Origin of the sequence: Propionivibrio sp., assembly GCF_047602565.1 — a bacterium.
Lineage (GTDB): Bacteria > Pseudomonadota > Gammaproteobacteria > Burkholderiales > Rhodocyclaceae > Propionivibrio.
In genome coordinates, this window is the sequence record NZ_JASGGX010000001.1 from 2,938,108 (window position 1) to 2,951,956 (window position 13,849).

Consider the following 13,849-nt stretch of genomic DNA (forward strand, 5'->3'; position numbering starts at 1 on the left):
CGGCCGGGTTGCGCCGGGCAGACGCGCTTCTCCATAACAACAGGGTGGTCCATGAACTCTCTTCGTCAACTTTTCCGCCGGCTCGATGACGCCATCGCCGCGGTCGAGGATTTTCTCCTCATCGTCCTGCACGGACTGATCGCCGGCCTGGTGGTCCTGGCCGTGATCCTGCGCTATGTCTTCAACGATCCGCTGACCTGGGGCGAGGAACTGATCGTCGCCCTGCTCACCTGGATGGTCTTCCTCGGCGCCGCCGCCGCCGTCCGCTCGCAGATGCACATCCGCATCGACGTCATGGCGCCGGTCTTCCGCAAGCCCATGTTCGCCTGGCTGAACACGGTGACCGTGCTGTGCGGCATCGTCATCCTCGGCGTCGCGGCCTGGGCCTGCACCGAGCAGTTCATGCTGGAACTGGTCGTCAACTCGCCGATGATGGGCGTCTCCAAGGCCTGGTTCTTCGCCGGCATGCCGATCGGGCTTTTGCTGATGCTGTTCCACGTGCTCCGGGTCTGGATGGATTCCGGCGCGGCGCCGGTCTTCCGCGGCGAGACCGAGGCCCTGGTGATCAAGGAAGGGGGCCTGCAATGACCCTCCTGCTCATCTCGTTTGCCCTGCTGCTGCTGGTCGGCCTGCCGATCGCCCTGGCCATGCTCGGTTCGTCGCTGCTGGTCATCGGCCTGGAGGGCGTGCCGCTGTCGCTCGTCGCGCAGCGCGTGGTGACCGGCGTGCAATCCTTCCCGCTGCTGGCCATCCCGCTGTTCACGCTGGCCGGTTCGCTGATGAACGATTCGGGCATCAGCGAACGCCTGTTCGGCTTCACGCGCGCCGCGATCGGCCACATCCGCGGCGGCGTGGCGCACACGGCCGTCGTCGGGGAAGTCTTCCTGTCGGGCATCTCCGGCTCGTCGGTCGCCGACTGCTCCGCGCTGTCGCGGGTGTTCGGCGCGGAGTTCAGGCGTTCGGGCATCGGCGCCGGCTTCGGCGCCGCGCTGTGCGCCATCGCCGCGACGCTGGGGCCGATCATCCCGCCCTCGACGCTGATGGTCATCTATGCCTGGCAGGCCAACATTTCGCTCGGCGACCTGTTCTGGGCCGGCATCTTCCCCGGTCTGCTGATGGCCGGAGGGATGATGGCCGTGGTGGCCTACGTCGCCCGCAAGCGGCAGTTCCCCAGGGAGGAGCGGGGCTTCGCCTGGAGCAACCTGAAGACGGCCTTCCGCGAAGCGTTCTGGGCGCTGATGATGCCGGTGCTGATCCTCGGCGGCTTCCGCGCGGGCTTCTTCACCGCCACCGAGATCGCCGGCGTGGCCGCCTTCTACTCGCTGCTGGTCGGGCTGTTCATCTACAGGACGCTGAAATGGTCGCACATCCCGGCCATCCTGCTGCAGACGGCCAAGGAAACGGCGGTCATCCTGCTGATCGTCGCGGCGGCGTCGCCGTTCAGCTGGTTCATCGGCGTCGCCGAGATGCCGCAGGTCCTGTCCACGGCGCTGACCCAGGCCACCGACAAGCCGTGGGTCGTCCTGCTGCTGCTCAACGTCGTCCTGCTGGTCCTCGGCTGCTTCATGGAGACGATCGCCATCATGATCATCCTGGTGCCGATCCTGATCCCCGTGCTCAACCAGTTCCACATCGACCTGGTGCATTTCGGCATCGTGCTGCTGGTCAATCTGACCATCGGCCAGGTGCATCCGCCGGTCGGCGTGCTGCTGTTCGTATCCAGTTCGGTGGCCAAGGTCCGCTTCGGCGAGATCGTCAGGGAAGTGTGGCCGTTCCTCGGCATGCTGGTCGTCGTGCTGGCCATCCTGACCTATGTCCCGGCGGTCTCCGTGTGGCTGCCCTACGCACTCAAGTAACGCGATTCAGGAGAAGACGATGCTGCAAGTGAAGATGACGGAAGCCTTCAAGATGAGCTTCCTGGACGCGCCGGTCCCCGAGATCGGCGAGGACGAGGTGTTGATCCGGATGAAGCGCGTCGGCGTCTGCGGCTCCGACATCCAGATCTACCACGGCCGGCACAAGTACATGACCTTCCCCGTCGTGCAGGGGCACGAGGGTGCCGGCGTGGTCGAGCGCGTCGGCGGCAAGGTCGCCGGCTTCAAGGCAGGCGACAAGGTGACCGTGCAGCCGCAGGTGTTCTGCGGCGCGTGCGCGCCGTGCCGCAGCGGCCACTACAACGTCTGCCAGAACCTCAAGGTCTACGGGGTGCATACCGGCGGCATGCTCGCCGAGTACTTCGCCGCGCCCGCCGCCAAGGTGCTGCGGCTGCCGGATGCGATGAGCCTGGATGAAGGCTCGCTGGTCGAGCCGGCCGCCGTCGCCACCGGCGCCATCCGGCGCTGCGGCGACCTCGCGGGCGCCAACGTCGTCGTGCTCGGCGCCGGCACCATCGGCAACCTGGTGGCGCAGGTGGCGCGCGCCTCGGGAGCGAGGAAAGTGGCGATCACCGACATCAACCCGAGGCGCCTCGACATCGCGCGGGCGTGCGGCATCCCGGCGTGCGTGGACACCCGCGGCCGGAAGCTCAAGGACGTCATCCTGGAACAGTTCGGCGAGGACGAGGCGGACGTCATCATCGACTGCGCCGGCGTCAAGGCCATCTTCAACGAGGCCGTGGCCGCCGCGCGCTGCTCGTCGAAGCTGGTCGTCGTCGCCAACTACAAGGAGCCGGTCGAGGTCGAGCTGCCGCTGTTCCAGCGCCGCGAGGTCGACATGCTCGGGATCATGATGTACCTGCGCCAGGACTTCGAGCGGGCCATCGACCTGATGACCCGCAAGGCGATCGATACCGCGCCGCTGATCAGCGACCACTTCGACATCCGCCGGATGGAGGACGTCTATCCGTACATCGACGACAACCCCGACAGCGTGATGAAGGTGGTCATCGACATCGGGGATTGAACGCGCGCCGGAATCCGCCGCCGGGCGGATTCCGCGCCCATGCCACGAAGGTTTCGGCAACGCGGCGCCCATGCCGGGCGCCGCAGGGCGGTCGTGTGCCCGGAATTTGAACGACAAGGAGAAACAGATGAGTTTGAGCAAGGAAAGAAAGGACGAGCTGGAACGGCTGTGCCTGCGCCTGCGGCAGGACCTGATCCGGCTCCTGTACGGCATCCAGACCGGCCATCCCGGCGGGTCGCTGTCGGCGACCGAGATCCTGGTGACGCTGTACTTCGAGAAGCTGCGGGTCGATCCGAAGAATCCCAGGGACCCGGACCGCGACCGCTTCATTCTCGGCAAGGGACACGCCGCGCCGATGCTGTACCAGATCCTTTCGGAACGCGGCTTCTTCCCGCAGGACGACCTGGTCACGCTGCGCCAGCTCGACAGCCATTTGCAGGGCCATCCCTGCGCCCGCAAGACCTGCGGCGTCGAGCTGTTGACCGGCCCGCTCGGGCTCGGCCTGCCGGCCGGGCTGGGCATGGCCATGGCCGCCCGGCTGGACGGCCGCGCCTACCGCACCTACGTGCTGATGGGCGATGGCGAGCTGCAGGAAGGCATCGTCTGGGAGGCGGCCATGTCGGCGGCCAAGTTCGGCGCCGACAACCTGCTGGCGATCGTGGACAACAACGGCGTGCAGCTCGACGGCACCGTCGAGGAAATCATGCCGATGGGCGACATCGCCGCCAAATGGCAGGCCTTCGGCTGGAACGTGATCAACATCGACGGCCACTGCGTGTCGGCGATCGCCGACGCGGTCGACCTGGCCGCCACGGTCAAGGGCCGGCCGACGGTGATCGTCGCCAAGACGGTCAAGGGCAAGGGTGTGTCGTTCATGGAAGGCAAGAGCGCCTGGCACGGCAAGCCGATCAGCAAGGATGAATACGTGAATGCGATGAAGGAACTGGGGGTGACGGTATGACCGCTGTGAAGAGAGCCATCCGCGACGTCTACGGCGAGACGCTCGCGCAACTGGGGCGCGAAAACCCGGACGTCGTGGCGCTGGACGCCGACGTCGGCAGTTCGAGCAAGAGCATCGTCTTCGGCAAGGAATTCCCGGCGCGCTACTTCAACGTCGGCGTGGCCGAGGCCAACATGGTGGCCATGGCCGCGGGCCTCGCCACGGCCGGCAAGATTCCCTTCGCCAACACCTTCGCCGCGTTCATGGTGCTGCGCGCGGCCGATCCGGTGCGCAGCCTGGTGGCCTACACCGGCCTCAACGTCAAGCTGGCCGGCACCTACGCCGGCCTTTCGGATTCGTACGACGGCGCCAGCCACCACGCGATCGCCGACATAGCCTTCATGCGCGCCCTGCCGAACATGACGGTGGTCTCGGTGTCCGACCCGGTCGAGGCCGAACTGGCGACGCGCGCCGCCGCCGCCTTCAAGGGGCCGGTCTACCTGCGCCTGAGCCGCGCCGAAGTGCCGGTAGTGCTGGACAAGGCCACCTACACGTTCGAGATCGGCCGGGGCGTGACGCTGGTCGAAGGATCGGACCTGACCATCGTGGCCACCGGCTACATGCTGGTCAAGGCGCTGGAAGCGGCCGAGACGCTGGCGGCCAGGGGCGTCAAGGCGCGCGTGGTCAACATGCACACCATCAAGCCGATCGACAAGGAACTGCTGATCGCCTGCGCGCGCGACACCGGCGCCATCGTCACCGCCGAGGAACACAGCGTGTTCGGCGGCCTCGGCGGCGCCGTGTCCGAGGTGCTGGCGAAGCACTGCCCGGTGCCGCTCGAATTCGTCGGCGTCGAGGACACCTTCACCGAGTCCGGCGACTACGAGAAGCTGCTGGTCAAGTACGGGCTGTCGGCCGCCAACATCGTGGCCAAGGCCGAACGGGTCCTGCGCCGGAAGAAGTGACGAAACAGGAAGGATGCGTCGTGCGCATAGTCGTCGCCCCGGATTCGTACAAGGGAAGCGTTTCGGCGCCGGACGTGGCCGAGGCCATGGAACGCGGCATCCTGCGGATATTCGCCGAGGCGGACGTGCGCAAGGTGCCCATCGCCGACGGCGGGGAAGGGACCGTCGCGGCGCTCGTCGCCGCCACCGGCGGGGAGCTGCGGCATAGCCAGGTCCTCGATCCGCTGGGGCGGCGGATCGACGCGCAGTGGGGCATCCTGGGCGACGGCGCCACCGCCGTCATCGAGATGGCCGCCGCGTCCGGGCTGCCGCTGGTTCCCGAGCGGCTGCGCGATCCGGAGCGGGCCACCTCGTTCGGCACCGGCGAGCTCATCCACGCCGCGCTCGACGCCGGATTGCGCCGGATCATCCTCGGCATCGGCGGCAGCGCGACCAACGACGGCGGCGCGGGCATGGCCCGCGCGCTCGGCGCGCGCTTCGTTGACGCGGCCGGCAGGGAACTGGCCGAAGGCGGCGCCGCGCTGGCCGGCCTCGCCGCCGTCCATCTCGACGGACTCGATCCCCGCCTGCACGAAACGGAAATCACCGTCGCCTGCGACGTCGACAACCCCTTGTGCGGCCCGCGCGGCGCGTCCGTCGTGTTCGGGCCGCAGAAAGGGGCGACGCCCGGCATGGTCGCCGCGCTCGATGCCGCGCTCTGGCACTACGCCCTGATCGCGCAGGCGGCGACCGGGCGCGTCGTCGCCGAGGTGCCGGGCGCCGGCGCGGCCGGCGGGCTGGGCGCCGGCCTGCTGCTGTTTACTCCCGCCGTGCTCCGGCCCGGCGTCGAGATCGTGCTCGAAGCGGTCAAATTCCAGGAACTCGTCGAGGGCGCCGCCTTCGTCCTCACCGGCGAAGGGCGCACCGACTTCCAGACCGCCTTCGGCAAGGCCCCGGTCGGCGTGGCGAAAGCCGCCAAACGCCACCGCGTTCCCGTCTTCTGCCTTTCCGGCAGCCTCGGCGAAGGGGCGGACGAAACCTTGTCGCAAGGGGTTGACGCGGTGATGAGCATCTGCGACCGGCCGATGGGCCTTGAGGAATGCATGCTGCGCGGCCAGGAACTGATCGAAGCGGCCTCGGCGCGCCTGTGCCGGATTCTCCGGGCCGCACGCCTGTAGCGCGGCCAAAAAAAATCCCGAACCGGTGTGGTTCGGGATATAAATCCCATCGTTGCGATGGGTCAGGGAGGGTCAAACATTGCCAGCGGGGGACGCTGAAGCAACGAGTGCATCTTAGGACCGCGCCCCTCCAGAGTCTGTTGCGCTTGTGCGGTCGTTGCGTAACCGAGTGTAATCGGCGCGCCGGGCGGCCGCCGGCGCCGCCGCCGCGGTGGCGTAGAATGCCGCCCATGCCGGAACTCTTACTCAAGCCGGGCAAGGAGCGCTCGCTCTTTCGCCGCCATCCCTGGATTTTCGAAGGCTCGATCGAACGCCTCGTGGGCCGCGCGCGGCCGGGCGACACGGTCGACGTGCTCGCCGCCGACGGCCGTCCGCTGGCGCGCGCGGCGTGGAGCCCCAGGTCGCAGATCCGCGCGCGCGTCTGGAGCTTCGATGCGCAGGCCATCATCGACGACGCCTTTTTCCGGCGCCGCGTCGACGCGGCCGTGGCGCGCCGCCGGGCCATGGGCCTGCTGGCGGCGCAGGACGGCGTGCGCCTCATCCACGGCGAATCCGACGGCCTGCCCGGCGTGATCGCCGACCGCTACGGCGACACGATTTGCCTGCAATTGACCGCCGCCGGGCCGGACAAATGGCGCAAGGCCATCGTCGGCGCGCTGGCCAGGTTGACCGGCGCGGCGCGCATCTACGAGCGTTCCGATTCCGACGTGCGCGGGCTGGAAGGGTTGGCGCCGGTCACCGGCTGGGCGCACGGCGAAGCGCCCGGCGCGCCGCTGTCGATCGACGAGAACGGCGTGCGGCTGGGCGTCGACGTGATCGACGGGCACAAGACGGGCTTCTATCTCGACCAGCGCGACAACCGCCTGTTGACGCGCGAACTGGCGGCCGGCCGCAGCGTGCTCAACTGCTTCTGCTACACCGGGGGGTTTTCGCTGCAGGCCCTGGCCGGCGGGGCGGGCCGCGTGCTGTCGATCGATTCGTCCGGCCCGGCGCTGGCCGGCGCGCGGGCGAACCTGGCGATGAATCCGGGGCTCGACGCGGCGCGCGCGGAATGGCTGGAGGCGGACGTGTTCGAGGCGCTGCGCGTCTTCCGCAAGGAGGAGCGGCGCTTCGACCTGATCGTCCTCGATCCGCCCAAGTTCGCGCCCTCGGCGGCGCATGCCGAACGGGCGGCGCGCGCCTACAAGGACATCAACCTGCTCGGCTTCCGGCTGCTCAATCCGGGCGGCTACCTGATGACCTATTCGTGTTCGGGCGGCATCGGGCTCGAACTCTTCCAGAAGATCGTCGCCGGCGCCGCGGTCGACGCCGGGCGCGACGCGCGCATCCTGCGCCGGCTCGCCGCCGGTCCCGATCATCCGGTGGCGCTGCATTTCCCGGAGGGCGAGTATCTCAAGGGACTGCTGGTCCAGGTCGACTGAACCGGGCGGGTCCGTTCTTCCGTAACCTTTCAAGGAGCATGATCATGGCGAAAGTGGCATTTCTCGGTACCGGACTGCTCGGCGGCGCCTTCGCGGAGGCGGCGGCCAAACGCGGCGACACGGTGGCGGCCTGGAACCGCTCGGCGGACAAGGCGCGGGCGCTGGCGCAATTCGGCGTCGCGGCCGCCGCCACGCCGGCCGAGGCCGTGGCGGGCGCGGACAGAGTGCACCTGATCCTCAAGGACGACGCCGTGGTCGAGGAGGTCGTCGCGGCGGCGCGTCCGGGGCTGCCGGCGGACGCCGTCCTGATCGACCATAGCACGACCCTGCCGGCGCTGACCGCCGAGCGCGCCGGCCGGCTCGCCGCGCAGGGCGTCGCCTATCTGCATTGCCCGGTGTTCATGGGGCCGGCGGCGGCGCGGAAGGCGCAGGGGTCGATGCTGGCGGCGGGGCCGAAAGCGGTGTTCGAGCGCGTCAAGGAGGCGCTGGAAGGCATGACCGGCCGCCTGGAGTACCTGGGCGAGCGTGCCGACCTGGCCGCGGTGTACAAGCTGCTCGGCAACGCTATGTTCATCGGCACCTGGGGCGTGCTGGCGGACATCCTGGCCGTTGCCCGGGGCGGCGGCGTCGCCGCCGAGGACGCCGTGAGGATGCTCGGCATGCTGGACCTCAACGCGGTCGTCGCCGGGCGCGGCATGAGCATGGCCCGGAGCGACTTCACCCCGACCTTCGAACTGTCGATGGCGCGCAAGGACGTGCGGCTGATGCTGGAGACGGCCGGCGGCCTGCCGCTGGCGGCGCTGCCCGGCATCGCCGCGCGCATGGACGCGCTGATCGCGGCCGGGCTGGGCGAGCGGGACGCGAGCGTGCTGGCCGTCGATTCGGTGTGACGAGTCCGTTCGCTGCGGAAGGCTGCCGCTGAAGCCCGGCACGCTTTCCTCGCTGCTTCGCCTCGGGTGCAATCGGTTCCGCCGGTTGCACCCGCTTCATTTGCGCATCAGGTTGCCCAGGCATTCCATTTGTTGCCAGGGAAGAACATTTTGTGTCAAAAATTTCACATACAAAAACGACTTTTCATATAGCGGAAAATTGTCGGCTCGATTACAATACCCGGATTGATTTTTTCCGGTTCCCGGATTCCGCTTGCCGGTCTGCATGTTTCGTGGGTCGTCCGGCGTTCTCCGTTGAATCAATTGGCCTGATCCAGCCAGATTCCCAAGGCTGGTTCCCCGGGCGGAAAGTTCAAGCAAGTTTCTCCTCATCCGGCGGGGCGCGCATCGTCCTGCCGTGCGAATCCGGTCAGCGGACCGGACGGCGGTATTTTTTTGTTCTTTGGACGTGGCGATGTATCTCGAAACAGTCGACAAGTTTGCCGATCTGGCGGCCAAGAAGGTCAAGTACCAGAAAAAGTCACCGGGCGCCTTCTTCGTCGGCGCGATGATGGCCGGCGCCTACGTCGGCCTGGCGATCATCCTGATCTTCACGCTCGGCAACGACGTCGATCCTTCGGTGCGGCGGCTGGTCATGGGGGCCTGCTTTGGCATCTCCCTGACGCTGGTGATCTTCGCCGGCTCCGAGCTGTTCACCGGCTACACCATGTACATGTCGCTCGGCTGGCTGCGCGGCCGCACCGCGCTGGGCGATTCGGTCCGGCTGTGCGCGATCACCTGGCTCGGCAATCTGGCCGGCGCGCTGCTCGTCTCCTCGCTGTTCATCGTCGCGGGCGGCGGCAACCTGGTCGGCGGCACGGTCCTCTACGACATCGTCGGCCACAAGATGCACGCGCCGGCGCTGCAGATCTTCGCCAAGGGCATGCTCTGCAACTGGCTGGTCTGCCTGGCCGTGTGGATGACGGCGCGCACCACCAACGACGCGGCCAAGTGCATCCTGATCTTCTGGTGCCTGCTCGGCTTCATCGCCAGCGGCTACGAACACAGCGTCGCCAACATGACCGGCCTGTCGATCGGCGTGCTGGGCGGCGGCGATCCGACGGTGAACGTCGCCGGCTGGCTGCACAACCTGCTGTGGTCCACGCTGGGCAACGCCACCAGCGGCGTCTTTTTCATGGGGGCCGCGTACTGGTACGCATCGCGCCCGTCGATCTCGGAAGAAACGCTGCCGGGGGAGGTCGAGGAGCCCGCGACCGCCCTGCGCATGAGCGCCCGCAAGATCGACAAGGTTTTCGAGGAAGTGAATCGTTGAGCGCGCGTCGTGCGCGCAGTCGCATTTCGCGAATGTCGCGGGTGCGGCGGCCAATTTTCTGCAAACAGGAGGTAGTGAATCATGGCTAGAAGCTCTGCGAAATCCGCAGCCAAGGCGAAAGTCGTCCCGATCTCGGACAGCGTTTCTGTTCCCGACGTCGCGCCCGGCCGCGAAAACGCCTGGGAAGGTTTCGAGGCGGGAACGTGGACCAAGGAAATCAACGTCCGCGACTTCATCCACCGCAACTACACGCCGTATCTGGGCGACAGCGCCTTCCTCGCGCCGGCGACCGAACGGACGCAGCAGCTCTGGCAGCAGGTGCTCGACCTCTACAAGCAGGAAATCGCCAAGGGCGGCGTGATCGACGCGGACACGCATGTGGTCGGCAACATCGCCACGCACGCGCCGGGCTACATCGACCAGGGCCTGGAGAAGATTGTCGGCCTGCAGACCGACAAGCCGCTGAAGCGCGCGATGATGCCGTTCGGCGGCATCCGCATGGCGGCGCAGGCGCTCAAGGAATACGGCTACCAGATCGATCCGGAGATCGAGCGGGTGTTCAGCGAATACCGGCGCACGCACAACCAGGGCGTGTTCGACGCCTACACCGATGACATGCTGCGCGCGCGCAGCTCGGCGATCATCACCGGCCTGCCCGACGCCTACGGCCGCGGCCGCATCATCGGCGACTACCGCCGCGTGGCGCTGTACGGCCTCGACCGCCTGATCGAGGACAAGCACGCCCAGAAGCACGAGCTGCGCCTCGACGTGATCAAGGAAGAGACGATCCGCCTGCGCGAGGAGCTGTCGCGCCAGATCGCCGCGCTCGGCGAGCTCGGGCAGATGGCCAGGAGCTACGGCTTCGACATCGCCAAGCCGGCGCGCAACGCGCGCGAAGCGATCCAGTGGACCTATTTCGCCTACCTGGCCGCGATCAAGGAGCAGAACGGCGCGGCGATGTCGCTCGGCCGCGTCAGCACTTTCCTCGACATCTACATCGAGCGCGACCTGCGCGAGGGCCTGCTGACCGAAGCCGAGGCGCAGGAGCTGATCGACGACCTGATCATCAAGCTGCGCATGGTGCGCTTCCTGCGCACCGAGGACTACAACGCGCTGTTCTCCGGCGACCCGACCTGGGTCACCGAGGCCATCGGCGGCGTGGGCATCGACGGCCGGCCGCTGGTGACCAAGAACAGCTTCCGCTTCCTGCACACGCTGACCACGCTCGGCGCGGCGCCGGAACCGAACCTGACCGTACTCTGGTCGCACCTTCTGCCGCAGGGCTTCAAGGACTACTGCGCGGCGCAGTCGATCGAGACCAGCTCGATCCAGTACGAGAACGACGACCTGATGCGCCAGTACTGGGGCGACGACTACTCCATCGCCTGCTGCGTCTCGGCGATGCGCACCGGCAAGCAGATGCAGTTCTTCGGCGCGCGCGTCAACATGGCCAAGGCGCTGCTCTACGCGATCAACGGCGGCCGCGACGAAATGAGCGGCAAGCAGGTGACCACGCCGTTCGCGCCGATCACCGCCAACGTGCTCGACTACGACGAAGTCATGTCGCGCTTCGACATCATGCTCGACTGGCTGGCCGGCACCTACGTCAACGCGCTGAACGTCATCCACTACATGCACGACCGCTACGCCTACGAGCGCATCGAGATGGCGCTGCACGACATGCACATCCTGCGCACCATGGCCTGCGGCATCGCCGGGCTGTCGGTGGTGGCCGATTCGCTGTCGGCGATCAAGTACGCCAAGGTGCACGTGATCCGCGACGAGAGCGGCCTGGCGATCGACTACCAGATCGACGGCGAGTACCCGGCCTTCGGCAACGACGACGACCGCGTCGACGAGATCGCCACCACGGTGACCAAGAGCTTCATGGAAAAGCTGCGCCAGCACCCGACCTACCGCGACGCGCTGCACACGCAGTCGGTGCTGACCATCACCTCGAACGTGGTGTACGGCAAGAAGACCGGCAACACGCCCGACGGCCGCAAGGCCGGCGAACCCTTCGCGCCGGGCGCCAACCCGATGCACGGCCGCGACAAGAAGGGCGCGCTGGCGTCGATGCGCTCGGTGGCCAAGATCGACTACGAGCATGCCCAGGACGGTGTCTCCTACACCTTCTCGGTGGTGCCCAAGGCGCTCGGCAAGACGGGGACGGAGCGGGTCGGCAACCTGGTCGGCCTGCTCGACGGCTACTTCGGCGAGGGCGGCCAGCACATCAACGTCAACGTGTTCACCCGCGAGACGCTGCAGGACGCCATGGACCATCCGGAGAAGTACCCGCAGCTGACCGTGCGCGTCTCGGGCTACGCGGTGAACTTCATCAAGCTGACCCGCGAGCAGCAGCTCGACGTGATCAGCCGGACCTTCCACGAGAAGTTGTCAACGGCGGCGAACGCCTGAGTAGTGCCTGATTGAGCAAGGCCGATTGAACTTCCGCGGTTCAATCGGCCTCTTTGTTTGATCCCGGAGCTAGCAAGCCATGAGAATCCGATCCGGTCCGCGCCAGACGCAATCCGTCAACGGCTACATCCATTCGGTCGAAACGCTCGGCACGGTGGACGGGCCGGGGGTGCGTTTCGTCATCTTCACCCAGGGCTGTCCGCACCGCTGCCTTTACTGCCACAACCCCGACACCTGGCGCCTCAAGGCCGGCCGCCAGGTGGCCTCGGCCGACCTGCTCGACCAGATCGAGAACGCCGCGACCTTCCTCAAGCGCGCCCGCGGCGGCGTGACCCTGAGCGGCGGCGAGCCGTTGGCGCAGCCGAAGTTCATCGCCTCCATCCTGCGCGGCTGCAAGGAAATGGACCTGCACACTGCGCTCGACACGACCGGCTATCTCGGCGCCAGGGCGAGCGACGAACTGCTCGACGACATCGACCTCGTGCTGCTCGACATCAAGTCCTACGACCCGGAGACGTATCGCCGCGTGTGCGGCGTCGAACTCGCGCCGACGCTCGATTTCGCCCGGCGCCTGGAAAGCCGGGGACGCAAGATGTGGGTCCGCTTCGTGCTGGTGCCCGGCCTGACCGACGCACAGGCCAACGTCGAAGGCCTGGCCGACTTCGTGGCCTCGCTGAAGATGGTCGAACGGGTCGAAGTCGCGCCGTTCCACAAGCTCGGCGAATTCAAGTGGAAGGAACTGCGCATGCCCTACCGGCTGAGCGAAACACAGCCGCCGACGCCGGAATCCGTCGCCGAAGTCCGGCGCGCGTTTTCGTCGAGGGGGCTGACGGTCGTTTGAGGTTGGTTATTGGTTAACCACAACGACACAACGAAAAGCCAATTCCTTGTTTTTTTGCCATGCCGGCGTTCCGCCACGCCTTCCGCAGTCTGGCATCGGTCTGGCCGTAACCTTAGCGGGGCGGCTGCAATAGGCCAGCCGCCACCGTACAATGTGTCTGTGAAGTCAGATGAAAGGACGTGCCATGCTTTCCAGCGCCATGACGACGAATGAAACCTTCCTGTCCTCGGTAGAACTTGAAAAGGCGATTACCGACGATGACGGGCTGGCGGCACGGCAGCACCTGGCGGCGGGGCGTCCGATTTATTACGGCGACGCGGATTACCCCGAAGGCTTGGTGAAGAAATACCCGGACGGTCGAAAGCAACTCGTATCGGTCAGCAATGACGGCAAAATCACCGTCATCCGCGATCTCTGATGCCGCAGCTTTGGATCGTGGCAGGGCCAAACGGGGCAGGTAAAACGACAATTGCCGACCGTTGGCTCGCGCCGCGTATTCCCGTGGTGTCGCCCGATGCCATTGCCGTGTCGAACCGTCTCAGCCCAATCCAGGCAGGGAAAGCAGCCATAACGGAACAAGAGCGGTTGCTGGCCGCTGGAGCGGATTTCGGGCTGGATACCACTTTTTCAGGAACTCGCGAGCTGTCGCTGATGAGCCGGGCTGCCAGCGCCGGCTACAAAATCAGCCTGGTTTTCGTTTGCGTCGATACGCCGGCGCTCTGTCAGGCGCGCATCGTCGAGCGGGTAGAGAGCGGCGGGCATTCCGTCCCGCCGCAGGACGTCGCGCGTCGATACGGCAGAAGCCTTGCCAACCTGGCCGGCGCCTTTGACCTGGCCAACCGTGTATTTGTACTGGACAACACCGGAGAAAAGCGACGGCTCTTGTTCTCGGCGGAAAATGGTCGCGTCAAGCACCGAGCCGGCAATCTTCCGTCGTGGGCGCGAAAAGCCATTCCCGACCGACTGCTCCTCTCTCACAGAAAGCGGTTCGAGCCTTGAACGAA

At 66.8% G+C, this 13,849-nt stretch carries 14 protein-coding genes; 13 read left to right on the forward strand and 1 reads right to left on the reverse strand.

The window, feature by feature from the left end; genetic code table 11:
• Positions 1-51: 51 nt before the first annotated feature.
• The 8 genes from QM701_RS13795 (at position 52) to QM701_RS13830 (ending at position 8,274) form a co-directional block, all read left to right on the forward strand.
• Positions 52-588: a TRAP transporter small permease gene (locus QM701_RS13795; protein ID WP_415167620.1), complete on the forward strand. Its 537-nt coding sequence runs from the start codon at positions 52-54 to the stop codon at positions 586-588.
• A complete protein-coding gene (locus QM701_RS13800; RefSeq protein ID WP_415167621.1) occupies positions 585-1,856 on the forward strand; it encodes a TRAP transporter large permease in 1,272 nt (423 codons plus the stop codon). Before QM701_RS13795 ends, QM701_RS13800 begins: the two co-directional genes overlap by 4 nt.
• A gap of 19 nt (positions 1,857-1,875) precedes the next feature.
• Positions 1,876-2,901 carry a zinc-dependent alcohol dehydrogenase gene (locus tag QM701_RS13805; RefSeq protein WP_415167622.1) on the forward strand — a complete coding sequence of 342 codons (1,026 nt, stop codon included), beginning with the start codon at positions 1,876-1,878 and terminating at the stop codon, positions 2,899-2,901.
• A gap of 127 nt (positions 2,902-3,028) precedes the next feature.
• A complete protein-coding gene (locus tag QM701_RS13810; protein WP_415167623.1) occupies positions 3,029-3,862 on the forward strand; it encodes a transketolase in 834 nt (277 codons plus the stop codon).
• The gene (locus QM701_RS13815) at positions 3,859-4,806 is read left to right on the forward strand and encodes a transketolase family protein (protein WP_415167624.1); all 948 of its coding nucleotides are present in this window, start codon (positions 3,859-3,861) and stop codon (positions 4,804-4,806) included. Before QM701_RS13810 ends, QM701_RS13815 begins: the two co-directional genes overlap by 4 nt.
• Positions 4,807-4,826: 20 nt before the next feature.
• Positions 4,827-5,963: a glycerate kinase gene (locus QM701_RS13820; protein ID WP_415167625.1), complete on the forward strand. Its 1,137-nt coding sequence runs from the start codon at positions 4,827-4,829 to the stop codon at positions 5,961-5,963.
• A gap of 230 nt (positions 5,964-6,193) precedes the next feature.
• Positions 6,194-7,384 carry a class I SAM-dependent rRNA methyltransferase gene (locus QM701_RS13825; RefSeq protein WP_415167626.1) on the forward strand — a complete coding sequence of 397 codons (1,191 nt, stop codon included), beginning with the start codon at positions 6,194-6,196 and terminating at the stop codon, positions 7,382-7,384.
• Positions 7,385-7,428: 44 nt separating this feature from the next.
• A complete protein-coding gene (locus QM701_RS13830) occupies positions 7,429-8,274 on the forward strand; it encodes an NAD(P)-dependent oxidoreductase (protein WP_415167627.1) in 846 nt (281 codons plus the stop codon).
• A gap of 96 nt (positions 8,275-8,370) precedes the next feature.
• Here QM701_RS13830 and QM701_RS13835 read toward each other — a convergent pair whose 3' ends face one another.
• On the reverse strand, positions 8,371-8,634 hold the full coding sequence (locus QM701_RS13835) for a hypothetical protein (protein ID WP_415167628.1): 264 nt from the start codon (positions 8,632-8,634) through the stop codon (positions 8,371-8,373).
• Positions 8,635-8,728: 94 nt separating this feature from the next.
• Between QM701_RS13835 and QM701_RS13840 the strand changes: the two genes are divergently transcribed.
• The 5 genes from QM701_RS13840 (at position 8,729) to QM701_RS13860 (ending at position 13,844) form a co-directional block, all read left to right on the forward strand.
• A complete protein-coding gene (locus tag QM701_RS13840; RefSeq protein WP_415167629.1) occupies positions 8,729-9,586 on the forward strand; it encodes a formate/nitrite transporter family protein in 858 nt (285 codons plus the stop codon).
• An 81-nt stretch (positions 9,587-9,667) separates the two neighbouring features.
• Complete coding sequence (gene pflB / locus QM701_RS13845; protein ID WP_415167630.1) at positions 9,668-12,004, forward strand: formate C-acetyltransferase; 2,337 nt, start codon at positions 9,668-9,670, stop codon at positions 12,002-12,004.
• A 79-nt stretch (positions 12,005-12,083) separates the two neighbouring features.
• Positions 12,084-12,845, forward strand: a complete 762-nt coding sequence (gene pflA / locus QM701_RS13850; protein ID WP_415167631.1) for a pyruvate formate-lyase-activating protein — start codon at positions 12,084-12,086, stop codon at positions 12,843-12,845.
• Between the two features lie 184 nt (positions 12,846-13,029).
• Positions 13,030-13,263 (forward strand): hypothetical protein, encoded by a 234-nt coding sequence (locus QM701_RS13855; RefSeq protein ID WP_415167632.1) that lies wholly within the window; start codon positions 13,030-13,032, stop codon positions 13,261-13,263.
• Entirely contained in the window at positions 13,263-13,844 is a 582-nt protein-coding gene (locus QM701_RS13860) for an AAA family ATPase (RefSeq protein ID WP_415167633.1), read from the forward strand. The genes QM701_RS13855 and QM701_RS13860 overlap by 1 nt, the downstream gene beginning before the upstream one ends.
• Positions 13,845-13,849: the final 5 nt, after the last annotated feature.

Coding starts and splice junctions, on each gene's coding strand:
- QM701_RS13795 (WP_415167620.1), top strand. CDS start 52: ATGAACTCTCTTCGTCAACTTTTCCGCCGGCTCGATGACGCCATCGCC.
- QM701_RS13800 (WP_415167621.1), top strand. CDS start 585: ATGACCCTCCTGCTCATCTCGTTTGCCCTGCTGCTGCTGGTCGGCCTG.
- QM701_RS13805 (WP_415167622.1), top strand. CDS start 1,876: ATGCTGCAAGTGAAGATGACGGAAGCCTTCAAGATGAGCTTCCTGGAC.
- QM701_RS13810 (WP_415167623.1), top strand. CDS start 3,029: ATGAGTTTGAGCAAGGAAAGAAAGGACGAGCTGGAACGGCTGTGCCTG.
- QM701_RS13815 (WP_415167624.1), top strand. CDS start 3,859: ATGACCGCTGTGAAGAGAGCCATCCGCGACGTCTACGGCGAGACGCTC.
- QM701_RS13825 (WP_415167626.1), top strand. CDS start 6,194: ATGCCGGAACTCTTACTCAAGCCGGGCAAGGAGCGCTCGCTCTTTCGC.
- QM701_RS13830 (WP_415167627.1), top strand. CDS start 7,429: ATGGCGAAAGTGGCATTTCTCGGTACCGGACTGCTCGGCGGCGCCTTC.
- QM701_RS13840 (WP_415167629.1), top strand. CDS start 8,729: ATGTATCTCGAAACAGTCGACAAGTTTGCCGATCTGGCGGCCAAGAAG.
- pflB (WP_415167630.1), top strand. CDS start 9,668: ATGGCTAGAAGCTCTGCGAAATCCGCAGCCAAGGCGAAAGTCGTCCCG.
- pflA (WP_415167631.1), top strand. CDS start 12,084: ATGAGAATCCGATCCGGTCCGCGCCAGACGCAATCCGTCAACGGCTAC.
- QM701_RS13855 (WP_415167632.1), top strand. CDS start 13,030: ATGCTTTCCAGCGCCATGACGACGAATGAAACCTTCCTGTCCTCGGTA.
- QM701_RS13860 (WP_415167633.1), top strand. CDS start 13,263: ATGCCGCAGCTTTGGATCGTGGCAGGGCCAAACGGGGCAGGTAAAACG.